At 45.9% G+C, this 26285-nt stretch carries 18 protein-coding genes; 1 reads left to right on the plus strand and 17 read right to left on the minus strand.

What is annotated here, in order from left to right; genetic code table 11:
* Nucleotides 1–34: 34 nt before the first annotated feature.
* The 16 genes from cyoD to NZ043_RS04870 all read right to left on the minus strand — a co-directional run bounded on the left by cyoD (nucleotide 35) and on the right by NZ043_RS04870 (nucleotide 24862).
* On the minus strand, nucleotides 35–364 hold the full coding sequence (gene cyoD, locus NZ043_RS04795; protein ID WP_091019256.1) for a cytochrome o ubiquinol oxidase subunit IV: 330 nt from the start codon (nucleotides 362–364) through the stop codon (nucleotides 35–37).
* The gene (gene cyoC, locus NZ043_RS04800) at nucleotides 365–985 is read right to left on the minus strand and encodes a cytochrome o ubiquinol oxidase subunit III (RefSeq protein WP_091038523.1); all 621 of its coding nucleotides are present in this window, start codon (nucleotides 983–985) and stop codon (nucleotides 365–367) included.
* Entirely contained in the window at nucleotides 986–2956 is a 1971-nt protein-coding gene (locus tag NZ043_RS04805; protein ID WP_091038522.1) for a cbb3-type cytochrome c oxidase subunit I, read from the minus strand.
* A gap of 21 nt (nucleotides 2957–2977) precedes the next feature.
* Nucleotides 2978–3952, minus strand: a complete 975-nt coding sequence (gene cyoA / locus NZ043_RS04810) for a ubiquinol oxidase subunit II (protein ID WP_339310829.1) — start codon at nucleotides 3950–3952, stop codon at nucleotides 2978–2980.
* A gap of 318 nt (nucleotides 3953–4270) precedes the next feature.
* The gene (locus NZ043_RS04815; RefSeq protein ID WP_091038518.1) at nucleotides 4271–4534 is read right to left on the minus strand and encodes a hypothetical protein; all 264 of its coding nucleotides are present in this window, start codon (nucleotides 4532–4534) and stop codon (nucleotides 4271–4273) included.
* A gap of 359 nt (nucleotides 4535–4893) precedes the next feature.
* Complete coding sequence (locus tag NZ043_RS04820) at nucleotides 4894–6255, minus strand: GH1 family beta-glucosidase (RefSeq protein WP_133387168.1); 1362 nt, start codon at nucleotides 6253–6255, stop codon at nucleotides 4894–4896.
* A gap of 16 nt (nucleotides 6256–6271) precedes the next feature.
* Nucleotides 6272–8653, minus strand: a complete 2382-nt coding sequence (locus tag NZ043_RS04825; RefSeq protein WP_133387169.1) for a glycoside hydrolase family 95 protein — start codon at nucleotides 8651–8653, stop codon at nucleotides 6272–6274.
* Between the two features lie 190 nt (nucleotides 8654–8843).
* Nucleotides 8844–10529, minus strand: a complete 1686-nt coding sequence (locus tag NZ043_RS04830) for an ABC transporter substrate-binding protein (protein ID WP_026081466.1) — start codon at nucleotides 10527–10529, stop codon at nucleotides 8844–8846.
* A 333-nt stretch (nucleotides 10530–10862) separates the two neighbouring features.
* A complete protein-coding gene (locus NZ043_RS04835) occupies nucleotides 10863–12566 on the minus strand; it encodes an ABC transporter substrate-binding protein (protein WP_339310832.1) in 1704 nt (567 codons plus the stop codon).
* A 377-nt stretch (nucleotides 12567–12943) separates the two neighbouring features.
* Nucleotides 12944–14632 (minus strand): ABC transporter substrate-binding protein, encoded by a 1689-nt coding sequence (locus tag NZ043_RS04840; protein WP_249913195.1) that lies wholly within the window; start codon nucleotides 14630–14632, stop codon nucleotides 12944–12946.
* Between the two features lie 187 nt (nucleotides 14633–14819).
* Complete coding sequence (locus NZ043_RS04845; protein WP_036606894.1) at nucleotides 14820–15722, minus strand: carbohydrate ABC transporter permease; 903 nt, start codon at nucleotides 15720–15722, stop codon at nucleotides 14820–14822.
* A 15-nt stretch (nucleotides 15723–15737) separates the two neighbouring features.
* On the minus strand, nucleotides 15738–16721 hold the full coding sequence (locus NZ043_RS04850; RefSeq protein WP_036606891.1) for a sugar ABC transporter permease: 984 nt from the start codon (nucleotides 16719–16721) through the stop codon (nucleotides 15738–15740).
* Nucleotides 16722–16999: 278 nt separating this feature from the next.
* Nucleotides 17000–19909: a sugar-binding domain-containing protein gene (locus tag NZ043_RS04855; protein WP_339310834.1), complete on the minus strand. Its 2910-nt coding sequence runs from the start codon at nucleotides 19907–19909 to the stop codon at nucleotides 17000–17002.
* 174 nt (nucleotides 19910–20083) lie between these two features.
* Nucleotides 20084–21682, minus strand: a complete 1599-nt coding sequence (locus NZ043_RS04860; RefSeq protein WP_339310836.1) for a response regulator transcription factor — start codon at nucleotides 21680–21682, stop codon at nucleotides 20084–20086.
* Complete coding sequence (locus NZ043_RS04865; RefSeq protein ID WP_091038507.1) at nucleotides 21675–23465, minus strand: histidine kinase; 1791 nt, start codon at nucleotides 23463–23465, stop codon at nucleotides 21675–21677. The genes NZ043_RS04860 and NZ043_RS04865 overlap by 8 nt, the downstream gene beginning before the upstream one ends.
* Before the next feature lie 218 nt (nucleotides 23466–23683).
* Nucleotides 23684–24862, minus strand: a complete 1179-nt coding sequence (locus tag NZ043_RS04870) for an MFS transporter (RefSeq protein WP_339310839.1) — start codon at nucleotides 24860–24862, stop codon at nucleotides 23684–23686.
* A gap of 142 nt (nucleotides 24863–25004) precedes the next feature.
* Here NZ043_RS04870 and NZ043_RS04875 point away from each other — a divergent pair, with 142 nt between their 5' ends.
* Nucleotides 25005–25616 carry a TetR/AcrR family transcriptional regulator gene (locus NZ043_RS04875; protein WP_091038503.1) on the plus strand — a complete coding sequence of 204 codons (612 nt, stop codon included), beginning with the start codon at nucleotides 25005–25007 and terminating at the stop codon, nucleotides 25614–25616.
* A gap of 97 nt (nucleotides 25617–25713) precedes the next feature.
* Here NZ043_RS04875 and NZ043_RS04880 read toward each other — a convergent pair whose 3' ends face one another.
* On the minus strand, nucleotides 25714–26136 hold the full coding sequence (locus NZ043_RS04880; protein WP_036606882.1) for an OsmC family protein: 423 nt from the start codon (nucleotides 26134–26136) through the stop codon (nucleotides 25714–25716).
* Nucleotides 26137–26285: the final 149 nt, after the last annotated feature.

A 26285-nucleotide genomic window follows, 5' to 3' on the forward strand; every position in this document is an offset into this window, starting at 1 on the left:
AATTCCAAGGTCGTGAAGCTCTTCATCATATGAATTAATGTGCAACAGCATTGTTAAGCATGATCCAGATCGAACCAATTACGATGGTCATCATAATCAGTAATCCGAAAATAAGGGCCATGACATTCCAGCGTGGTTTCTCTGTTTCACGGATATGCATGAAGAAGAAGAGTTGAACCACAAACTGAAGTGCAGCTGTACCAAGAATCACAATGAGTGTACCTGTTTTGCCCATCATGTCGTTCAAAACCACCACAAGTGGAATGATTGTCAGTACGACGGACAGAATGAAGCCGATGACATAAGACTTCAGTGAGCCATGTTGTTCATGGCCGTGGGAATCATGTGAGTTGTGCTCTGCCATCTACATCACCCCCATGAGATAGACGATCGACAGGAGGAAGATCCATACGACGTCCAAGAAGTGCCAATACAAGCTGATGACGTTGATCTTACCGCGAGTAACGTCGGTAATCCCACGTTTTTTCAGTTGGAACATGAGTCCGATCATCCAGATCAGACCAAGCGATACGTGAAGTCCGTGAGTACCCACGAGGGTGAAGAATGCACCAGAAGCCGCACTCGTCGTGTAACTAAAACCTTCGTGAACCATCTCAACAAATTCGTAAACCTCCAGGGCGATAAAGCTTGCACCCAGAACAGCTGTAACAATCAGCCAGTTAATCAATTGTTTCACTTTACCCTGGTTCATTGCCAGAACGGCAAGTCCGCTCGTAAATGAACTCGTGAGCAAGATAAATGTCTCGGCGATAACGCCAGGCATTTTGATCAGTTCGGACAAAATCGGTCCGCCCGCCGAATTGTCACGCAACACAATGAAGGTTGCGAACAATACGGAGAACAAGATAACGTCGGAAATCAGGAAGAACCAGAATCCGAGAATTTTCATTTCCTGTGGATCATGGTGGCCATGGTCATGACCATGCGCATGATTCTCACCGTGCTTAGCGGCTGCTTGAGCCATCTATACCGACCCCCTTAACGACGCTTCGGTACGCTTAATTTCGTCGACCGGAATGTAATAATCCGTATCGTAAGAGAATGAACGGGCGATCATACAGATGCCTACGCCAGCAAGTCCGAGAATCGCCATCCACAGCCAACCGAATACGAAGCCGAAACCAGCAACGAACCAGAAGACAGACATGATGAACGGAATCGAAGAATTCTTCGGCATGTGAATCGGCTCAAGCGGTTGCTCAGGCGGATAGATGCCTTTGGCACGACGTTCTTTCTCTTCCCACCACTCATCAATATCATCTCCGCGCGGTGTAACAGCGAAGTTATATTCAGGAGCTGGTGAAGGAATCGACCACTCGAGCGTACGACCATCCCATGGATCGCCGGAAGCTTTAAGTGTTTTGTATTTGCGAATACCGTCTGCAATTTGTGCAACTTGGAACAAGAATCCGACACCCATCAGGAACGCCCCGATTGTGGATACGAAGTTCAATTCCCACCAGCCAGTATCCCAGCCGTATGTGCTCAGACGACGTGTCATACCCATCAGACCGACAGCGTACTGCGGCATGAAGCAGACATAGAAACCAATATTCCAAGTCCAGAATGCCCATTTGCCCAGTTTCTCTTCGAGTTGGAAACCGAACATTTTAGGCCACCAGTAATACAGACCAGCGAAGTATCCGAAGACAACGCCACCGATCAATACTTGGTGGAAGTGGGCAATCAGGAAGTAACTGTTGTGGAACTGGAAGTCAGCAGGAGCAACGGATAACAGAACGCCTGTCATACCCCCGACAATAAAGCACGGGATAAAGGCAAGTGTCCACATCATCGGAGTCGCCATGCGAATCCTTCCTCGATACATGGTAAACAGCCAGTTAAATATCTTAACCCCTGTTGGAATAGCAATCAACATCGTAGTTACGGCGAAGAATGCATTCACGTCCGCTCCTGAACCCATCGTGAAGAAGTGATGCGCCCATGTAAAGAAGGACAGGAAGCTGATAATTAACATTGCAAATACCATTGACTTGTAACCAAACAGTTTTTTCCGAGAGAAGGTACTTACAATCTCGGAGAACACACCGAATGCCGGCAAGACGACAATGTATACCTCAGGGTGACCCCACATCCAGATCAAGTTGATATACATCATTGGGTTACCGCCCAGATCAAGTGTGAAGAAATGCGCCCCGGCAAACCTGTCGAGGAATAACAATGCAAGTGTCACGGTCAAGATCGGGAAAGCAAACAAGATAATGATACAAGTGGAGAATACCGACCATGTGAACATCGGCATTTTCATCCATCTCATGCCTGGCGCACGCATTTTAATGATGGTAACCAGGAAGTTGATACCGGTAGCCAGGGAACCGATACCCGATATCTGTATACCCCATATATAGAAGTTCTGTCCGACCCCCGGACTGTGTGACAGCTCCGATAGAGGTGGATAACTCAGCCATCCCGCGTCTGGTGAACCACCGATAACGAAGGACAGGTTAAACAGCATTGCTCCCAGGAAGAATAACCAGAAGCTCAATGCATTCAGAAACGGGAAGGCAACGTCCCTTGCTCCGATCTGTAATGGCACGATAACGTTAAATAAACCAAACATAAATGGCATCGCCATGAACAAGATCATGATTGTGCCGTGAGTTGTAAAGACCTGATTATAATGTTCAGGATGTAAGAAATCCATGTTAGGCATAGCCAGCTGCAGACGCATCATCAATGCATCCACACCACCACGGAACAACATGATAATGGAAGCAATGATATACATAATACCGATCTTTTTATGATCGACGGTAGTTAACCAGTTACGCCAGAGCCAGCCCCATTTTTTGAAATAAGTCAGCACCGTTACGATAGTAATCATCGTAATACCGATGGCCACGTCTGCTCCATAGATCAGCGGGTCGCCAGTTACGAAAAACTCCGATGCAAACTCTTTAAGTCTCTCTAACATTGGGGGCCTCCTTTCGAATCTTTAGTTAGCACTCTTGTCCTCATCTTGATTGGACACATCGGTTGGACTTTGAATGGCTCCAGAAGCTTCACTTGAACTTCCATGCTTACTGTGAGCACTTTGACCATCTACAACATACTTGGTCACAATATTTTGGAACAATCCTTCTGGGAAGGCAGAATAATAAGCAACATTGCTTGTTCCTGGTTCAGCCAGTGCTTTGTAACCTTCTGTAGTCAACGCCTGAGAACTCTGTTTCACTTCAGCTACCCAATTGTCGAAATCTTCGTCCGATGTAGCATTCACATCAAAACGCATTTCTCCAAAATGCTCACCTGTGAAGTTAGCGCCTGAACCCCAGTACTTGCCTTCATGATCTGCCTGCAGATACAAGGTCATCGCCATACCCGACATCGTATAAATCTGTCCTCCAAGTTGCGGAATCCAGAATGAGTTCATCGGTGAATCCGCAGTGAGTTCAAATTTCACGGGCCGGTCTGCCGGAATATTCAGCGTGTTGACCGTTGCAATCCCTTGCTCAGGATACATAAACAGCCATTTCCAGTCCAGTGAAGACACTTGGATGGTAATTGGTTCTTTCTCATGAGCCAACGGCTTCGAAGGCTCCAGATCATACGTGTAACGAATCGTTACAATTGCAAGTATTCCAATAATAATAATTGGAACCGTCCACCAGATTGCCTCCGCCTTCGTACTATGAGACCAGTTAGGCTCATAAGCAGCTTTGTTATCCGGCTTGTCGCGGTAACGCCATACGATTACGGCAGACAAAATGAGTACTGGCACAATGATGACAGCACACAAAATTGTCGAGATGACAATCAAATCTCTCTGCGAAGCGCCAATTGGCCCCTTCGGATCCAGAACAACGTACTGCCCGCCTGCCAGCATTGGCCAGACAATCAATGCAATTGTAACCAACGTCAGGACAACCGGAATGATAATCCGGATTAGCGACCTAGGTTTCTTGTTCATTTTGATCCCCTCTCCTTAAATTCGCTCATACTGAAAAATCAGTATACTACTCTCTTCCTACTAAAGATATCAGAAATGAACAACTTTTTTGTTCTTGTTAACAAATTTGTCGATTTTACACCTTAAATGTGTGAATTTTTTCTCACAAATCGCTTGCATGCTTGATATTTGTACTTCGTAATCTTTACACTTCAAGTCACAAAATAAAACCCTTTGCAGTCCCGTTGAACAGTGTCAACGAATCCGCAAAGGGCTTTCTTGACTGGATTCCGGGAACTTATCCAGTCTTATTATGAACGAATTAACGCAGGATTATAATCAATCGGCGCCTTCGTCTTCCCGGCGTGTATGAACAAGGCCAATCGCTTTGGCAATAACGTAAATAAACACACTACCTACAAGGAATCCAATACCAACCATCAAGCCAAGATTACGATCATTAAAGTCGTTCAGATTGATCAGACACATGACCACTCCCGTAATGAGTGCGACCCATGCCAGAACTGTCATCGTCAAGACGGCGCGCCGCATATTTTTGTCTTTGCGCTCCAATTGGCTAACCATTGCTGTCTTCGATGCCATAGTAAACACTTCCTTTTCCCTTTTTGTAAGTGCTTTCCTTATACCAATATACCACATCAGTATGATTTTTAGTCAACAAATGTTCAAATTTTATTCGCAATTTGGACACTTTATTTTGATTTCGACCGTTGACAAAACATTATTCAATTCATTCATACTTCTTATAACCCAAAAAACGTCTCTTCATAACAGGAACTGCACTTGACCTTATGAAACCTTTATGAACTACTCATTTCCAACGGTAGAAATACAAAAAAGACGGCATATTGGAATACTCCAATGTTACCGTCTTTTTCAACTTCAATAAGGGAACCATATATAATGAGGACCTGCTTTTCCCTTAAAACCTGCCACCTAAACTATTGGGGATTATGTTCGTTCCGTGTCTCCAACCAATTATTCTTGATGACGTTCTGATACCAGTAATAACTCTCCTTCGGCGTTCTCACGAGTGAACGATAGTCCACATGAACAAGACCAAAACGCATGCGGTAGCCTTCTGCCCACTCGAAATTATCCATCAGTGACCACGCCATGTATCCTTTCAGGTTAATGCCGTCGTTAATGATGCGGTGAATCTGAGCCAAGTGCTGTTCATAATATGCAATCCGGCGATCATCATTAATTTTGCCATTCTCCAGATCATCATTGATGCAGGCACCGTTCTCCGTGATATACACATCCACATTGCCGTACTTTTGCAAATAATGCATGAATTCATACAAACCACGTGATTCCACGGGCCAGCCAATATCGGTTTTGGTGAGGCCCATATCAACTTCTTCCGATTGCAGAGCACCTGCCTCCGGATTGAACCGATTGATCCCCATCGTGTAATAGTTAATACCGAGCAGATCGATCGGTTGTGAGATGATCTCCATATCACCTTCCTGAATTGGTACGGTAGCACCCGCTTCTGCAAACCAATCCACCATAAACTGCGGATATGAACCTTTGTAGATTGGATCAAGGAACCAATCGGTATTAAGTGCAATCGATCGGTCACACGCAGCTTGGTCCTCAGGAGATTTGCTGTACGGCTCAGCCCAGCATACGTTCGGAGCAATACCAATCTGACCCGTTGTTCCCAAGCGACGGAAGGATTGAACGGCTTTACCGTGAGCGACCAGCAATCCATGAGCAACATTGATTGACGTCTGCAAGTCTTTGTTTCCTGGCGCATGAATCCCGAGAAGGTTTGACAGGAACGCGATGCACCATGGTTCGTTGAATGTCAGCCAGAAGTTGATTTTGCCAGAGAATTCTTTGAAGATCACTTCGGCATATTTCACAAAAGCGTCTACAGTTCTGCGGTTGCCCCAGCCTCCGTCATCCTCCAGCGTTTGCGGAAGATCCCAGTGATACAGTGTGAGGAATGGTTCAATTCCAGCCTCGATCAATGCATCCACGAAGCGGTGGTAGAAGTCCAGACCTTCCCGATTGATCTCACCATCTCCGTCAGGAATAATACGTGGCCAGGCAATGGAGAACCGGTATGTATTAATCCCGAGTTTCTTCATCAGTTCGATGTCTTCCTCATACCGATGGTAACTATCACACGCGACATCTCCATTATCTCCGTTATATACTTTGCCAGGTGTGCGCGCAAACGTATCCCAGATGGATACCCCGCGTCCACCTTCCTGTGCCGCTCCTTCTATTTGATAGGAAGCTGTTGCTGTACCCCAGCGAAAATCTTGCGGAAATTTAAAAATGGTCATGGTTGGCTCCTCCGTCTCATGATGACACGCGGATCGTCTGTCCTGCGGTCATGGTTAAAATAATTACATAATCGCCCTGAGGCGTAAGCTCTGCCTTGGCTTGTTCGTTTCCTTCCACACGCAGCGGATAAACACTGCGAAGGGTCAGCGACTCATTTTGATCTGCCTTAATAACCGCTGACACAAGCTTGTTGTCCGTCCACGTTATTGCTACCGTATAACCACCTCTTGCACGAAGCCCTTCAACACGACCTTGTGTCCAGAGTTCAGGCAGTGCAGGAAGTAAATGTAACTCGTTCAAGTGGCTCTGCAATAACATCTCCGCGATTCCAGCCGTGCCTCCAAAATTACCATCAATTTGGAATGGTGGATGGTCATCAAACAGATTCGGATGTGTGGACCGGGCCAGCAACGTGCGCACAAACTGATGTGCCTGGCTGCTATCCAGCAGTCGTGCATACAGATTAATCAACCATGCACAGCTCCATCCTGTATGCCCGCCACCTTGTGAGATACGACGTTCAAGTGATACCCGTGCTGCTTCTACCAATTCCGGTGTGTGTACTCGATTGATCTGCTCCCCCGGATACAACCCATACAGATGGGAGACGTGACGATGTCCTGGTTCAGATTCAGCAAAATCTTTAAACCACTCCAGCAATTGTCCTTCGCTTCCAATTCGGAATGGATAGAGTTTGTCCAGAGCCTCACCCCACTCGCTCGCCAATGACTCATCTAGATTCAATTGCTTCGCGGCCTCAATACAGCGGCTGAACAGTTCACGAATTAACGTCATATCCATCGTTGAAGCCATGGATATACTGCGTGCCTCCCCAGCATCTGTGAGAAACTTGTTCTCAGGTGAAGTAGATGGAATCGTAACCAGATAACCATCGGGCCCTTCCACCAGCCAATCGAGACAGAACAGCGCCGCCTCTTTCATGATGGGATACGCACGTTCCTCAAGAAAACGCTGATCCCCGGTAAATTGGTAATGCTCCCATAGATGCGAGGTTAACCATACGCCACCCATCGGCCAGAAAGCCCAGCTTGCATCTCCACCTGTCGGTGTAGAGGTTCTCCAGATATCCACGTTATGATGAGCAGTCCATCCACGAGCTCCATACAGAATCCGCGCCGTTCTTCGTCCTGTATCACTTAGATCGGTCAGCATATCAAACAGCGGCTCATGACATTCACTGAGATTGCAGACTTCTGCCGGCCAGTAATTCATCTCCGTGTTGATATTGATTGTGTAATCACTGTGCCATGGCGGCTCTACCTGATGGTTCCAGATTCCCTGCAGATTGGCAGGCTGGCTGCCCGGACGCGAACTAGCCATTAACAGATATCTTCCATATTGGAAATAAAGTGCCTCCAGTCCAGGGTCTTGTTGCCCTGCCTGATAAGCCTGCAGCCGCTCATCTGTAGGTAATTCGGCGTTAGCCGATACCCCCAGATTAATAGAGACTCTGTTAAACAACGCGCTATGATCCTGAATATGTCGGTCACGAAGCGCTTCCGCGCCATGTGTGGTCGCTTTGGAGATCATCTCCTTGCATTCCTCTTCCAATACAAGATGATCCTTCACAGGCAAAACATCATAACTTTCAAAGGACGTAGCTGCTGCCAGATAAAACACAACCTGATCAGCACCCTCAATATGTAACTTGCCTTCCAGATTGGAGACCTTCACCTGATCGCCAGATGCCGTAAACGCTACACGGACAGCATAAGCCGTCCCCCGATCCTCTTCATAGAGGACGGATTCCGGGTGATCCCTGAAGTAATTGGACTCCACATGACTTGGGCACCGACTGAACATGGTTAGAGCATCTCCCGAAGTCTCAATGCGATAAGGATGGGGACTATCTAGCGTAACACTTACACTCACAGCGCCCTTCTGATCAGCAGTCAATGTGCAGACCATTAGATCATCCGAAGCACTGGAATACACTTCACGTACGTATTGAGTTCCTTCCAATGAGTAGGTTGTGGTTGCAATACCCGATTCCAGATCAAGCTCCCGTTCAAATGCACCATATGAAAGATCATCCAGACCCTCATGGTGCAATAGAAAATGACCCATCGGCTGGTAGGCCTCTACATCACGACCAAGCATTTCACGGTTCAACAAATCCTCAGCTTCACCATACTGTCCAGACATGATCAACTCTCGCGTCTGCTTCAAATACCGCTGACTGCTGTATTGAATCGTATCCCGTGGAAACCCTGACCATAATGTATCTTCATTGAGCTGAATTCGTTCATCTGCTGCGCCACCGTACACCATGCCTCCAAGACGGCCGTTTCCGATGGGCAATGCTTCTTCCCAGCGTTGCGCCGGTTGTCGATACCATAGACGATTGATTTTAGTTTGTTTATTGTGTTGGGACATGATTAGCTCCTGTTCCTAAATCAACTGTATATTTCTTATGACATAAAACGTTTTCGGTAAGTGCTTACAATAATAAAATTATATGTGATTTCAAAATTTGCGTCAATGCAAATCATCACATCATTCCACAAAAAAAGGACCCTATATGGGGCCCTTTCCTTGCGTAACCATGGATCACAGACAATCCATATTATTTTACGTCTTTTCCTGTCCACAGAGAGACACGTTCTTTAACCCAAACCGTAAATTGTTTCTCCATTTCAACTGCACCCGCTTTGTCCAAATCAGCCAGTAAAGCATCATAGGTTGCATCAAAGTTTGCTGGTGTAGTCAGAACAGCTTCCGGAATCCGTTTACGAATGATATCCTGCGTTTTCTGGAACGTTACCTCATAGTCTGTACCGGAAGGTACGGACATGTTATACGCTGCGCCCCAATCCTTAACTGGCAGATCTTCTTCAGCCGGATAGAACTCTTTCCAAGTCGTGATACCGTATGCTTTCAGCGTTTCTTTCTCTGCAGCTGTGTAACCAGCTACAATCTGCTCAGGGAAGTTTGTTGTGTAGTAGTTATCCGTAGAATCTTTTACACCATCACCGTATCTTGCACTAAATACGTTATACATCCCAATTCCTGTTTCCTTACTGAAATTGGAGTTGTCATTCGTTTTGCGGTCCTGAACGTCATCTGGAATCACGCGTTTACCATCTTCTACGTTGTAATGTTCACCTTCGATACCCCAGTTTCTCAGAACTTGTCCTTCATCGGAAGCAAGCCAATCCATGAATTTGATGATACGCACTGGATCTTTGGCAGAAGTTGTAATCCCGATGCCATAACCGTCAAATCCGGCTGGTTGGAACGTGTGATCCACAATCTCATCGTTAAGTGATACAGAGAAGTGAGCGTATGTCGCATCATCCTTACCCGATGATTTGAGCGCGTTCTCCGCTTCTTGATAGTTCCACTCTTGGTCAATCAGACCGAGGACACGGCCACTGGCAATTTTGGACTTGTATTGATCATCCTTTTGAACAAAGGCATCTTTGTCCAGTAGGCCTTCATTGTACATTTTATTCAACCAGCGGAAATATTCTCTTTCCTCTGGACGTTTGTAGTGCAACTTTGCTTCATACGTTTCAGGATCAATGTAATATTCACCATCATCCGGTGCACCTGTTGCCTGGAAAGCCGGGTTCGTTACCGTGATCATGATCTTCCAGTCATCTGCATTCAATGTTAATGGAATGGTTGGTTGACCATCAATGGTTGGATGTTTTTCATAATAGGCTCTGAGTACATTCTCGTAATCCTCAAGTGTCTTCACTTCAGGGTATCCGAGCTCTTTCAATACTCTTTGCTGAATTTCAAATCCACCTGTAGCGTCAAACGTAACATTATCGACACCCATATTGGTTGGAATCGTATATATCGCTTGATCTTCCAAACTGTATTTCAAACGGTTCATCTGTTCCCCATAGATTTTTTTCAAATTGGGAGCATGCTCCTCAATCAGATCCGTGAGATCCAGCATCGCGCCTGCATCCACAAGCTTAGATAAGTTACCTTTAGGGTAGATCATATCAGGAAAGTCACCACTGGCAGCCATTAGCGCAATCTTCTGGTTACCACCATCGTTTACATCATACTCTGCTTCAATGGTAACGCCAGTTTGCTCCGTAATCTTTTTACCAACAGCATCTTGCATCTTGTTCCAGGTTGGACTAGCATCCGCCCCGAAGAATGTAACTGTGATCGGTTCAGTTCCGCTGGACTCCGAAGTCTCTTTGGTTCCCGAATTCCCGCAGCCAGCTGTAACCAACATTGCACTTGCGAGCATCAACATTGCAAACGTCTTGGGTGTATTGCCTTTCATTTTGCCTCTCATTGTCTAGTTCCCCCTATTATTTATGAAGGTTTTATCTGTATAACAGGCTTTATGCCTGAGGATACCACTTTTTTTGAATGCGCTTTCGGTATCGTTCATTCCGACGTCTTTACTAAAGCTGACGTTTCGATTCTGCAAAAAGAAAGATTCTTCTTCTAACAGACGTAAAACGTTTTCGTAAATGGAATAAACCGCTTACTGAAAGTGCTTACATGATAGATTATAGGCTATCCATCTCCTCACGTCAACAATAAAAAAAGCCCTTTCTCAAGGGCTTTTTTTGCTATGAAAATCCTTAACTTTAATGCTTGGTTTTCAAGCTTATTTCACATCTTTTCCAGTCCAGAGAGCTACACGTTCTTTGATCCAAACCGTGTATTGTTTCTCCATCTCCACTGCACCCGCTTTATCGAGTTCAGCCAGAAGACCATCATATACGCTGTCGAAGTTCTCTGGTTTGGCAAGGATAGCCTCTGGAATACGTTTACGGACGATATCCTGTGTTTTCTGGAACGTTACGTTGTAATCCGTGTCAGAAGGTACAGGCATGTTGTATGCTGCGCCCCAATCTTTCAGCTTCAGATCTTCTTCGGAAGGATAGAAATCTTTCCATGTTGTGATACCATACGCTTTCAACGTTTCCTTCTCAGCAGCAGTGTAACCAGCTTGAATCTGTTCAGGGAAGTTCGTTGTATAGTAGTTATCCGTGGCATCTTTCACACCATCACCGTATCTGGCGCTAAATATGTTATACATGCCTACGCCTGATTCTTTGGTAAAAGCAGAGTTATCATTGGTTTTGCGATCTTGTACGTCAGCCGGAATGATGCGTTTCCCATTCTCGACTTGGTAATGTTGGCCTTCAACGCCCCAGTTTCTCAGGACCTGACCTTCATCGGAAGCAAGCCAATCCATGAATTTGATAATACGTACCGGATCTTTGGCCGAAGTCGTGATTCCGATACCATAACCGTCGAATCCCGTCGGTTGGAACGTATGATCCACAATATCCTTGTTCAAGGACACGGAGAAGTGGGCATATGTTTTATCTCCACCATTAGACGATTTCAAAGCATTCTCCGCCTCACCATAGTTCCACTCCTGGTCGATTAGACCGAGTACACGGCCACTGGCAATTTTGGATTTGTATTGGTCATCCTTTTGAACAAATGTATCTTTATCAAGCAGACCCTCATTGTACATTTTGTTCAACCAACGGAAATATTCTTTTTCTTCAGGACGTTTGTAGTGTAGAACGGCTTCATACGTCTCAGGGTTGATATAATACTCACCGTCATCCGGTCCACCCGTAGCTTGGAATGCAGGGTTCGTTACCGTAATCATAATTTTCCAGTCATCTGCATTCAATGTTAACGGAATAGTCGGTTGACCATCAATCGTTGGATGTTTTTCATAATACGTTCTCAGTACGTTCTCGTAGTCCTCAAGCGTTTTTACTTCAGGGTAGCCAAGCTCTTTCAATACTCTTTGTTGAATTTCGAATCCGCCCGTAGCATCAAACGCAACGTTATCTACACCCATATTAGTCGGAATCGTGTAAATGGCTTGATCTTCCAAACTGTATTTCAGACGGTTCATCTGATCACCATAGATTTTTTTCAAATTGGGAGCATGCTCCTCAATTAGATCGGTCAGGTCCAGCATCGCGCCTGCATCCACAAGCTTAGACAAGTTGCCTTTAGGATAGATAATATCAGGGTAATCACCACTGGCAGCCATCAAAGGAATCTTTTGGTCACCACCATTATTCACATCATACTCAGCTTCAATTGTAACTCCCGTTGCCTTAGTAATCTCTTGACCGACAGCATCCTTCATGTTATTCCAGTTCGGACTCGCGTCTGCACCAAAGAATGTAAAGGTCACTGGACTGGTTGTATCTCCGGAATCAACCGGTTTCTCTGAAGCGTTAGTTCCTCCTCCATTGCCGCTGCATCCTGCTGTAATTGCAAGTGCACTGGCTAACAGAAGCATTGCGAATGTTTTTGGTGTTTTGCCCTTCATGTGTAATCCCCCTTATGGATATTAATGAAGCTGTATATTTGTATAACAGGCTGACCTGCAAATACCATGACCAGATGAAACGAATGTAATTTTCTTGTTTTTATAACATTAGAAGCGTTTTCTTAAAAATAAAAAAATGTTCTTTTCTTACCCTTTTCCTCTTCATTCCTGTAAGTGTTAACTTTGAGATTCAGGTATATTCCACGTGGTGTACAAGCAAATGTAAGTGCTTTCATACTTGAATAATAATCGCTCCTATATCCCTTGTCAATAGTGAATTTGTAAAATTGAAAACGTTTTTTAGAAAACGTTTTAGATAAAAAAAGAACCCAGATATTCTGGGTTCTTTTTCGTTTTAGATTTGAATTGCTAAACGTTTATTTAGCCTCTTCACCGCTCCACAATTGAACACGGTTTTGAACGAGTTCTGTATATTGTTTCTCCATATCCTCTGCTCCTGCTTGGTTCACTTCTGCAATCATGCCATCATAGATTGCATCAAACTGTTCAGGAGTACTCAGAATGGCTTCCGGGATACGTTTCCGAATGATATCCTGTGTTTTCTTGAAGATGACGTTGTAGTTGGAGTCACCTGGTGTTGGCAGATTGTATGCTGCTCCCCATGGTTTGATTGGGAACTCGTCTTCACTCGGGAACAGATCTTTCCACGTCGTAGCACCGTAGGCTTTGAGTGTTTCTTTCTCTGCATCGGAATATGCTGCCACGATCTGTTCAGGGAAATTCGTAGTGTAGTAGTTATCCGTTGAATCCTTCACACCGTCTCCATAGTGACCGGACATATTGGTGTACAGTCCAATACCCGTTTCTTTCTGGAATACGGCTGCATTATTGGTTTTCTGATCCAGAATGTCGGCAGGAATGACACGTTTGCCATCCTTCACTTCGTACTGTTTGCCCTCAATTCCCCAGTTCATCAGCACTTGCCCTTCTTCAGAAGCCAGGTAATCGAAGAATTTGATCGTACGAACCGGGTCAGGATTCGATGTTGTAATCCCTACACCCCAACCGGATACAAAACCAGGGTCTTGGTAGGCATGATCCTTGATATCCTCGGACAGGGTTACCGGGAAGTGTGAATACGTTGCTTCATCCTTGCCCGCAGATTTCAGTGCATTTTCTGCATCGGAATAACCCCAATCCTGGTCAATGACACCCAGAACACGTCCACTTGCAATTTTGGATTTGTATTGGTCTGTTTTCTGGATGAAGCTGTCCTGATCAAGCAGTCCCTCATTGTACATATGGTTCAACCAGCGGAAGTACTCTTTTTCCTCTGGACGTTTGTAATGCAGACTTGCTTCATACGTCTCTGGATCAATGTAGTATTCACCATCATCCGGAGCTCCTGTTGCCTGGAAGGCAGGGTTCGTTACGGTAATCATGATTCTCCAATCATCCGCGTCCAGTGTTAACGGGATCGTTGGCTGACCATCAATTGTTGGGTGTTTCTCTTTGTACGCCTTCAGTACATTCTCGTAATCCTCAAGTGTACGCACTTCCGGGTATCCGAGTTCTTTCAGTACACGATGCTGAATCCCAAATCCACCACCTGCATCAAAGTACTTCTGGTCTACCGCATAATACGTCGGCAGCACATAGATAGCCTGATCCTCATTACTGTATTTCAACCGGTCCATGTAATTACCATACAGCTTCTTCAGATTGGGAGCATATTGGTCGATCAGATCTGTCAGATCGAGCATTGCTCCGGCATCCACCAGTTTGCTGAGTTCTCCTTTGGGGGAGACGATATCCGGATAGTCTCCACTCGCCGCCATTAAGGATATTTTATCTTGACCACCACTAACGGCAAACTCACCGTTAAGGGTTATCCCTGTTTTTTCCGTAAGGACTTTACCTACTTCATCCTTCATGCCATTCCAGTTCGGACTGGGGTCAACGCTGAAGAAATCAAAAGTAAGTGGAGTTGTCTCTGCGCTTGTATCCTTGAACGACGTATCACCGCCGCTTCCTCCACCGCAACCTGCGAGTAAAGACATTGCAAGCACTGGTGCCAGTGCAATCTTCATTTTGGAACTTGCCATAATGGTAATCCTCCCTGTTTCATATGTCTGTCTTATCCGGGATTTTTTTGTCCCTGTCTATAGCTTCATGAATACCACACCGCAGCCCTATACGGTGAAGCGCAGACCAAATGGCTGCGCTTCGGGTATCCTGATGCTTCATTTGTAGATGTACGGCCGCTCTATTTGGCAGCCTGTACCCACTTGTTTAACCTTTTACTGCGCCCAGTGTCATACCGCCAACAAAGTACTTCTGAAGGAATGGATATACAATGAGGATTGGAACCGTTACAACGATCGTAATCGCCATTTTGATCGATTCCGGTGAAATCTGTGTCATTTGCTGCGCCATATCATTGGCATTTCGTCCAGCACCTGAGCCTTGCTGTGTACTTTGCAGTACTTTCATCAGCTCATATTGGAGCGTGGTCAAATGTGCCTTTGAACCATTATACAGGTACGTATCGAACCACGCATTCCATTGACCTACAGCCAGGAACAATGCGATGGTAGCAAGCACTGGTTTACACAGTGGCAAGATGATTCTGTAATAGATTGTAAAGTCATTTGCTCCGTCCAGCTTCGCGGATTCCTGCAATGAGTATGGCAGGCCATCAATGAATGAACGGATGATGAAGACGTTAAATGCACTGATCATGCCAGGCAATACATATACCCAGAATGTACCGATCAGGTTCAAGTCACGCATCAGAATGTACACCGGAATCAGACCACCGGAGAAATACATCGTGAGTGCGAGCGTTGTGGAAACAAATTTTCTAAGTCCAAAATCAGGTCTGCTCAGTGTAAAGGCGATCATGGATGAACTGATCAATCCGAGCACGGTACCTACAAGGGTACGCAGAATGGAGATCTGCAAACCTTGTAGCAATCCATCATATTGGAAAATCGTTTTGTAGTTCTGTAATGTGAATTCGCGAGGCCACAAGTAAATTCCGCCACGTACTGTATCTGTCGAGTTATTGAGTGAGATGGCTAGTACGTTAAGGAATGGATAAAGTGTTACAACCAGCACCATGGTCATCGCGAGGATGTTGAATATATCGAACAGTTTATCGCCCCGAGTAGCATTGAATGCTTTGTTCGCCATAATGTCGTCCCCTCCCTACATGATGCTTTCTTTAGTGAATTTTTTGAACAAGCCGTTCGCAGTAAACAGAAGGATGATACTGACAACGGAGTTGAATATACCTATGGCTGTACCATATGAGAATCGTCCCATATTCAAACCATAATTGAGCGCATATAGATCAAGTACTTCCGAGTAGTCTGTGACCAGACTGTTGCCAAGCAAGAACTGCTTCTCGAAACCGATACTGATAAGATGTCCAATTGACATGATGAAAAGTACGGAAATCGTGGTCCGTATGCCAGGCAGCGTAATATGCCACATCTGTCTCCAGCGGTTGGCTCCATCTACACGGGAAGCTTCATACAGCTCATTGTCGATACCTGTAATCGCCGCCAGATAGATGATGGCATTCCAACCGGTTTCCTTCCACATATCTGAAGCGGTTACAATGTACCAGAACAAGTTCCCCTTGGCCATGAATTGGATCGGCTGATCGATAATATTCAGTCCTACCAATAGATCATTGATAATCCCGCCATCGGTGGAGAGCATCTTGGTGATAATACCTGCCACAACGACCCATGATACAAAGTGAGGCAGATATGATACCGTTTGCACGGCACGTTTGAAGAACATGCCTCTCATTTCATTCAGGAGAATAGCGAAGAATATCGGCACGATAAAACCGACAACCAGTCCCATCAGGCTCATTGCAAGCGTATTTCGAAGTACCAGATAGAAACGATCATCACTGAACAGCTCTACAAAGTGTTTAAAACCAACCCACTCTTGATCACCAAATGATCTGGCAGGTTTATAATTTTGGAAAGCCATCGTCCATCCCCATAGTGGCAGATAGTTAAATACGAAAACCCAAGCTACGAATGGCAATGACATGAGATAGAGATATTTCTGCTGTTTCATTCTGTCCCAAATTCCGTTCCGCCGATTCTTTAAAGGCGGTTTGGGGTCACTGCTTCTGTTCGCGGAAGCGGATTTTTTTGTTAGCGTTTCCATCTCCGTTCCCCCTCCTCTGTTTTATAAAATAATCATACTCGATAGAGCGTTTTCAAAATACCATCTGGATTTTAGAGAAAATCATATAAAAATTAGATATAGACATATATAATCAGACATTAATTCGTTAAAATCAGTGATAAATTCTACTTTTAAATGAAACAAAAGTAATATTAAGGTAAAATACTATTGGAAGTGGTAAATATCAAAAACGTTTTATAGTAATCGTTTACTTCAACTACATGTCATGCAAAAAGGACCCTTTCGGGTCCCTATGATTACAATGTAAATTGAATGGTTTGCAGTTTAACGATCCCGAGTAGTTGCGCTACGGATATGGAGGTTGCTGGACGGAATTGATCTCCATTCAGATAGGCAAGTATCTCCTTAAATAAGTAGGCGGCTTCCGGACGCTTCATTACAGCCAGATTGGCAAACGGAAGTGAGGATACCAAAATCTTGCCCTTCCCTACTTTTGCCTCAAAGGCATAAGCGAGTCGTTTGGCCCGATGGAAATGGTCCACCACTTCGATCAGCGGCTCAACCCCGGGCAACGTATCCAAACATATCGCTGGTGTACCGTTCACCAAGTGATACCAATGCCAGTCCGAAGCCCCATCATGCGGGAAGGAGCCTAGTAGTGCTAGCCGATCTCTCAGATACATGCCCATCGTTGCACCAGGCTGCGTAGCAAACATCAGGTAATTCCAGAATACAGGCAGATACTTGGTCTCCACTGAATCATATAACCCTTCTGCGGTTGGCTGTAGCCAAACACTTCCCCCGTTGACCACATAATCAACGACATTGGGTGTTAACGACTGAACGATAACCAAGTCAATCTCCCGATTTTTCAACAACTGAAATCCATCGATACGATCTACGCAATCATCATGCGCTTCACCCAGGAATGGCTTCAACTCTGCCACGGTATTCCAGAACCGATTCGAACTCGGATGAGACTGATAAAAAGGAAACGACCAGCCATGCCATACATTCGCTACAGTTCTTTCCAAATCGCCTGATTTCAGCTCCGCTTCGATCCGAAAAGCTGCTGCCCCTTCATGAGGAGCGGTAGCGACGATACTTCCCAGTGACATGACAGACCCACATTGGATATTTCCGGTCTTCCATTCCCCTTCATTAAGTATCACATCATTGCTTATTAACCTCCACTGAATGACCGCGTCCTCAAGCGGCTCCTTACCGTAGTGAGAGATGCGTACATCAACATGAATGGGTTCTCCGGCGTAAAATGTACGCTCCTTGCAGCTTAACAACAGCACCACATCTGCGTTGAATCGCATGAATTCATCTGGTGTTGTAATGCCTTTATCATCCCAAAATACGTCCAGAATACCCGTCGTTGCATGTCCCTGCCCTGGAAAATCACGAATGTCCAGCAGCTGTACGCCCGCAGCGTCCGGTGTTCGTCGAATCCGCTCCATCGCTTCTTTTAAGGAACGTACCAGATGTGTACCACTGACCTGTTGAAAATGCTCCAGATCCGCCATCATCCCTTTGTTTGTCAACGATTCTTCAATCGGCCGTAACCAGCTAGGGCGTAATACGCCCGTATACTTGGCTCGCTCTTGAGGACGCACATACATCGTGTATTGTGCATGCTCGTGCCCAATGACGGGATGTTCCGCAAGCCGGGTGACTGCATGATAATCCAGCGTGGTATCCGGTACAGCAGAATATGCGGATTCCAACGGGGGATGCCAGTTCAACGACTGAATATAATAATCACCTTCCCGGCCTTGCGCCGGAAGCTGTCCAAAACCTGTATTGTCCGTATATAAGCGGGTCGGGTCTGTATCCCTTGCCCTCGATACCAATGCATTGAGTTCAGGGTGGCCATTCGGACCAATGAGTTCATTCCCCATGGAGAACATGACGAATGAAGGATGTCTATGCAGCGACTGGAGCAACCTGTCCAGTTCTTGTGTCAGATAGGACAACACTTCAGCTGGCGCAGACTGATCCGATTGCTCAAAGAAACGAGACCAATGTGGAAGTTCTGCCTGTACCAACATGCCCGCTTCATCAGCCGCCTCCCAGAAAGGCTCCGGCGCGCTCCACCCATGCAGTCGGACATGATTGAAGCCATACGATCTGGCGATTCGAAATTGCTGAAGATAATGCCCCTTGTCCCAGACGGGATAACCCGTCAGTGGAAAGATACAGCAATCGACGTACCCGCGCAGATATACTGGTGTCCCATTCAATTCAAGCTGCTTCCCGTTTGTTGCAAAGGAGCGAACACCAAATGATTGCTCCAGCCGATCCAGTTCCTGTTCACCGTTACACAGACGAATCACTGCCTTGTATAATTCAGGGGATTCGTCCGACCATCTTGCGATAGAGTTGCCTGTCCCCAGTTCCAATCGCCACTGATCTATTAAAGCGTTGCTTTCAGTTACACCTGCTGAGCTTATATCCACATGCGCTTGAACACTCAGATTCACATTACAACTAGATCGATCAAGCCATGTGCCGTCTGGATGCTGGATATCCACATGTAATTGCATTGATCTGGCTGATTCATTTGAGGGAGCGCTTACAGTACAATCAATCAGAAGGGTTCCATTTTCAACATCTGGTTGAATCCGTAATGTCTGTAATCGGCATGGGGGCAGAATATCCAGATAAACACCACCTGTGATTCCCCCCCAGGCTGTGGCCGTATGCAATGAATGAATATGGCTACCAGCCAGCGGAAGTTTCATCGTATTATCCACGCAGATCTCCACCCGATTCACTTCTCCCTGCTTCACCAGAGAGGTAACATCCCACTTCTGTTGATTCAGCAGACTATCCTGCTGCCCGGCATACTGTCCATTGATCCAGAGATTCGTTGTCCATCGGACACCTTCCAATCTGAATACATAGTGACATCCGGGGTCGTCTGATGGAACATGAACATCCTGAGCATACCAGGCTGAGCCTTCATACTCGCGAACCTTGGTCCAGGTATCGAGCCTTTCATATTCAGGCTCATCTCCGTATCCTTGCTCTTCCCATGAACCGGGAATCTGAATGGTCTCCCATGATGTATTTTCACATTGTGAAGGCGGTGATATCTCTTGTTCAACGAGTTCATCGGACTCCCGATCCAAACGAAACTGCCATGTTCCATTTAAGTTCAATGTATGACGTACAGCACTTGTATCAGACAAATTCATATCGTACAACCATCCCTTCATCTGGATTCTTGTAAATCCAGTCTAAGATGTGAAACATTCCGTGACCATTGCTTATCATGGGAAGTGCATGGACAATATGATGAATCTGGAATTCCTCTGCAATACCGAAAACGTTTTACATAAGAGGCAAGGGCAAGGCCCAGCACTCCTTACTTATTCCTCGTTTGTATCCGTAGCCGTTCCTTTCGACGAAGATTGGGTTCTGGCCTGTTTGTAAGCGGAAGGGGATTCCCCTACATATTTCTTGAACTTACCGTGGAAGTAGTCCACATTTGCATACCCCACTCTAGCCGCGACCTGATGGACCTTTAGTCCTTCATCCAGCAATTCCTTGGCTTTTTCCATACGAACCTTGTCCAGAAATGCATTGAAATACTCTCCAGTATGATTCTTGAACAACTTACCCAAGTAACTGCTGTTATAGTTAAACACTTCAGCAAGTACCTCTAGCTTGAGATTTTCGCCAGGGTTACGCTGGATAAATTCAATCATCTGTTTCAATACAGTATCCTTGCTTCCCCCACCCATACGTTGAATAAGTCGATTAAAATGTTCCGCTGCTATAACTTTGAGATCAGACATCGTCAATTGATGATAGACTTCATTAATCAGAACCGAATGTTCCTGCATAATGGAGTGCATATGTTGATTCGTCGCTGCAAGCTTGTTGAACGCTAGAGAAAACACCTGTGAGAAGGCCGTTTTGATGGCTTGCTCTGTTCGGTGATATGGGACCAAGCGCTCTTCCATCTCACCCAGTACCCGCATGACTGACTCACTACTGCGGATATCTAACGCATAATACAGCTTGTCCGCGAGTTCGTCCTCAACTGGCTCATGTGTTCCGTCCACAGCTTCAACTCCTGGCTTAACAACGTCTTCGCCTTCGCTACCTTCAGTCCACAACATGATACGTTTCTCCGTGAACAAAAAGCGTTCACCGAGTATACGATTCGCCTGCGTGTATGACCGGGCAATTTCAGAAGTGGAATGTACGGGTTCACCTGCAGCACCATACATGTGAACCTCCCATTCTCCAAGAAGTCCTTCCAGCTCATCATACAGATTTCTTGCAGATGACTCGGATGTGATTGTTTCCTTACTTAACAGTCCCAGACCTGAATGGAACGAGAATACAATGCCTCGTTCTTTCTGGTCAAATGCTTCAATCAGTTTGCGTTTCATAACACTTCCCCGTTGCAGGTCGGGGGCCGCATGCATCTCAAACAGTACAATCTGATAGTGAGGCCAGTGCAGTCCCAGGCTATCTTCTTCCATGCTGCCCGCACCCTCCAGACTGTCAAAGAGCAAAGCCTCAATCTGATGCTCCCGATAGACGGTATCCTCACCAGCTTGACGTGCCATTGTCTCCCGTTCACGGGTCAGGATCGTAGCAATCCGCTCAAGTTCACCAATGATCTCTTCTTCATCCACCGGTTTGAGCAGATAACCATCCACACCAAAACTGATGGCTTTCTTGGCATAATCAAAATCCGCATAACCACTCAATATCAAAAAGTGCGAATCCGGATGATTCCGGCGCACTTCTTCAATCACATCCAGCCCGGTCATACCGGGCATGCGAATATCAATAATCGTCAGATCAGGCTCCAATTCCTCAAACCGAGAGATGGCCTCACGCCCGCTGGCAGCTGTAGCAATGACCTGGAATCCGTATTTTTCCCATTCGATAATGGTTGTCAGTCCCTCACGTATGCTCGGTTCGTCATCCACCAAAAACACTTTATACATGTTGGTCCCCTCCTGCTGGCAAAGTGAAAGAAACCTCGGTTCCTTCCCCATATACACTCTTAATCTGCAATCCATATGGCTCCCCGTACGTCAATGTTAAGCGTTGATGTACATTACGCATGCCGATCCGACTCTTCTCCTGTTCCTCCGGTCCACAGATAAACTGCATCACCTCAGCCAGTCGTTCTGGCGTTATGCCTGCACCATTGTCATCCACACGGATCTGCACAATGTTCTCTACTAAACGAATACTTATATGAACACGGACTGTACCCTCTTTGTTCTCCAGACCATGGACAATGGCATTCTCAACCAAAGGTTGAATAATCAAAGGCGGAATGTACATCTTCTCCACCTCGGGATCGATATGGATCTGGAATGCAAGGCGGTCGCCGTAACGAAATTTCTGAATTTCCAAATAGGAACGTACCATTTCAAGTTCAGCCCGGAAGGTTGTTTTTCCACTGCCAATCTCCAGACTCTTGCGCATCAGCTTGCCCAACAGCCTGACGATGTTGGCAATCTCTGCTTCTCCCTTAATATGCGCTTTCATCCGAATGGACTCCAGTGCATTAAACAAGAAATGTGGATTGATCTGGCTCGCCATCATTTTCAGTTTAATCTCTTTTTGGGCGATTTCCAATTGATTGTTCTGTTCGGTCGCTTCTACCACCTGCGTCATGAGTTCATTGATACTTTTCACCATATAGTTGAACTGTCGTGACAGTTGCCCAATCTCATCATTTCCATCAATCCGCGAAGTCACGTTCAGGTCTCCTAATGCAAGCTTGTTGAGGTGTTTACTCAGCCGGAGCAATCGGTTCGAAGTGAGGAACGAGATGATATATACGAATAATAGGGCGATAACCAGCACAAGGATAATGAAAATCATGCCGATCATGCTGACGGTGTTGGCGTCTTTGACGATATTTTTGGTGGCAAAAACCGAAATCACCTTCAGGCTATTCATGCTCGATCCAGGGCCCAGCTCATCAATAACAATATTAGATGGTTCCCCCCGGAAATCACCCTCTATGGTGCCTTTTGCCTGATTCTGCAGATCAACGCCAAAATCAAGCTCATCCAGCGTTTTACCCACAAGCTCGGTATTCTTGGCTGCAACCACATACCCCTGCTCGTCCGTAATCATCGTCTCGAACTGTTCCTGACGTAACAATCCATTCAGCTCATCCTGATTGATCACAATCATCAATACGCCCTCTGTCCGATACTCGGCAAAAGGTACTTTGCGCACCAGGCTGAGCTTGTGTACAGGATTATCTTCCTTGTCCGGAATGTAGAACCACCCGATGCTGGTTGTTTTCAGTGCCTGTTGGTACCAGTAGCTCTCTTCCGTCTGCTTGTCTACCGGGATGAATTCGAGGTTGTTGATCAATGTTGGGTTAGTTGAGTAAAAACGAATGCCCGCTATCTCACGGTACAAACGCCTGTACTCCTGAAAGTCTTTGTATGCAAGATACGCTGAGGTTAACTCCACAACGCTCTTGTACCGCTTATTCACGATCTCCTTGAGATCAGCATTAAACATTAAAAGATTGGATATATCGGTTGGTACACGCAGCATGGTTGCCGTCTGGCTCTTGATCTTGTCCACATTGATGATCGTCTGTCCTATTGCATTGTCCAGGGCTTGCTGGCGAAAATAACTGGTCACAGCAAGACCAACAATCAGGACCGGAATCATGACAACCAGTACATAGGAAATGAGCAATTTATGCTTTAATTTGAGATTATTAGTGGTTCGTATCAGCCTTTTAAACATGTCTGCACCTTCCGTCATCTGTATAAGCGCTTACATATAAACAGCAGGATCAGGATGTACTGTCCTCAGAATTAATCATACCACATAACCGCCAGAATTCGGATTGTCATTCCAATGGGTAATATATTGCCAGGCAACAAGCCAGCCTATCTCTAGTAGAAGAGGCCGCCATTAACATGGCGACCGGGCTTACCGAATTATTTTCTACTGACAGAAGTTCAGTGACTCCTAGATGGGCGAAATCCATATCCTTTGGCACGCCATGCAACAATCAATGCCACCAATGTTAAAGCCAAGATGGCCCAGTTAAATGACGAAGCTCCCCATTGATTCAGAAGAACACCTCCCGCCATTCCCCCAAGGGCAATAGCCAGATTCCAAACGGTGGTATTAATCGGCATGACGAGATCCACACCTTGTTCCCCAGTAGCTTGAGCAAGTGCAGTCTGTAACAGGGTAGCCGCACCGCCAAATGTCAGACCCCACAGCGCAACAGAACCAAAGACGACAACAATGTGCTCACTCCAAAGACCTAATACCAGGGAAATCAAGGCAAAGCCCGCAAGGCTCATGAGAACCAGCATACGCAACCACCGATCAATGAAAATACCTGTAATCCAGATGCCCACCAATGCCATCAGGCCAAATAAAAGTAAAATGAGTCCAACCTTGGATTCCAAACCAACATCGGCGAGAAAAGGAGCAATATACGTGTATAAAATATTATGAGCCAACATCCAGGCCAAAACGACAGTTAAAATGGGTATTACACCGGGGGTGAACAGTACTTGCTTGACAGAGATACGCTTATCCGCTGACTGCCCCGGATAGTCGGGTACTTTCCAGAGCACCCAGAAAATCAGTACAAACGCCAGCAACGACATCAGCCAGAACACTGAGCGCCAGCCCATAAATGAACCAAGCAGCGTACCTGCCGGAACACCAAATGATAAGGCAATCGGCGTTCCAATCATAGCCACAGCCATGCCTCTTCCCTTGAGATGATCAGGTACCATGCGTAATGCATAACCACCAATTAGGCCCCAGGAGACACCTGCTGCAACACCGGCCAAGAAACGAGCGAATAGTGTCAGTACATAGTTTGATGAGAGGGCAGTAATGGTGTTGAAGACAAGAAAACCGATAATAGACAGAAGTAAAAGCGGACGCCGCCGCCACCCCTTTGTCAACACCGCCACAGGTATGGCAGCAACCAGCGACCCAACAGCATAAAAGGTGACAAGCTGCCCCGCCCCTGCCTCAGAGATCTGCAGCCCTTCTTTTATTTGCGGCAGCAACCCCGCAGGAAGTGTTTCGGTCATAATGGCTATGAAACCCGCCATAGCCAGGGCCAGCAACCCCAACCACGGAAAACGATGAGAAGATATATCCGACATCTGTGCAGCTCCTTTTAAGATAGTGTAAAACAAGAATCGAATTATGGATCGATCATTCCTTATATTATTCAGACCGTATCACCTTGTCAATGACTTTTGGATCGATTAGTATATAATTAAGAAAAAAGAGGGGGGAACTCTTATGGCAAGAACGGGACGTCCGCGAATTTTCGATCGGGATGAAGCCCTATTACAAGCGATGATGCTCTTTTGGGAGCAAGGTTTCGAGGCCACTTCATTACTTCAGCTTCGAGCAGCCATGGGGGATATTTCAGCAGCCAGCTTTTATGCAGCCTTTGAATCCAAAGAAGCGCTGTATAAAGAAGCAGTAGAACGCTATATGGATACGTTTGGACGTGTGACGGAAAGTTTCTCGGATCTCACGCTGTCACCCAGAGAAGCAATCGAAACAACTTTAAGAAGTACCGCAAAAATGCAAACAGACAGCACACATCCATCTGGTTGTTTAATTGTGCTGTCAGCCAGCACATGTTCTTCCAAAAACAATCATATCCGTGACATTGCCGCTGAGAAAAGAAAGCTGACTCGCAACCGCCTGCAGGATTGCATCCAGCGCGCTGTGGATGTCGGTGAAATCCCCGCTTCCACGAATGTACACATGCTGACCACCGTATTTGATACCTTTATGCAAGGCATATCTACACAAGCCCGCGACGGTGTTCCTCATGCAACGATCGATCAGGCTATCACGGAATTCATGGGCATCTGGAACCTTGTTCAACATCCAGCCTGACTTAAACCTACGAACTTTTGATAGGTTAGAAAAGCCAAAAAAAAGGCACTCCCACGATTGGAAGTGCCTTCTCAGAATAGAATCTGTATGTGTGCTATTAAGGACGAGGTGTACTTACCCCATTGAGGATCAGTTTAGGATGAATATCGGCACTCAGCGAAGCGGAGACTGCACAATATTTTTCCTCAGCCATCTGGATGGCTTTCCAGATGCGATAATCCGGAATATCCCCATCGACTTTGAAGATCAAATCAATGGATGTGAAACCTTTAGGCATCTCTTCACTGCGTGTGCCTTGCGCTTCAATCTCAATCGACTCAATTTTGTCCAGGAAAGCGTCCAGAATCATTGTGATATCGATTCCCATACAGCCGCCGAGACCAGCCAGTAACAATTCCATCGGGGTCGCACCCTTGCTGTCACCACCATAAGCAGCAGTGGCATCCATGCCAACAGCGTAGCCAGAGGGTCCTTCGGAAGTAAACGCGCGTTTGCCTTTCCATACGGTTGTTACATTCATGATGTTATCCTTCTTTCTTACAATAGTTTAAGTTCAAGCGAAAAAGGTTTGCACTTGCCACTCCGATGACAGAATAACCTTCCGATCGCTGTTATCCCCAGATTTTTTTGATTCCCTTCTTCAAGGGGAAAATCAGGAGATAAAGGCGC

Source organism: Paenibacillus sp. FSL k6-2145 (assembly GCF_037976585.1).
In the GTDB taxonomy this organism is placed as follows: Bacteria; Bacillota; Bacilli; order Paenibacillales; family Paenibacillaceae; genus Paenibacillus.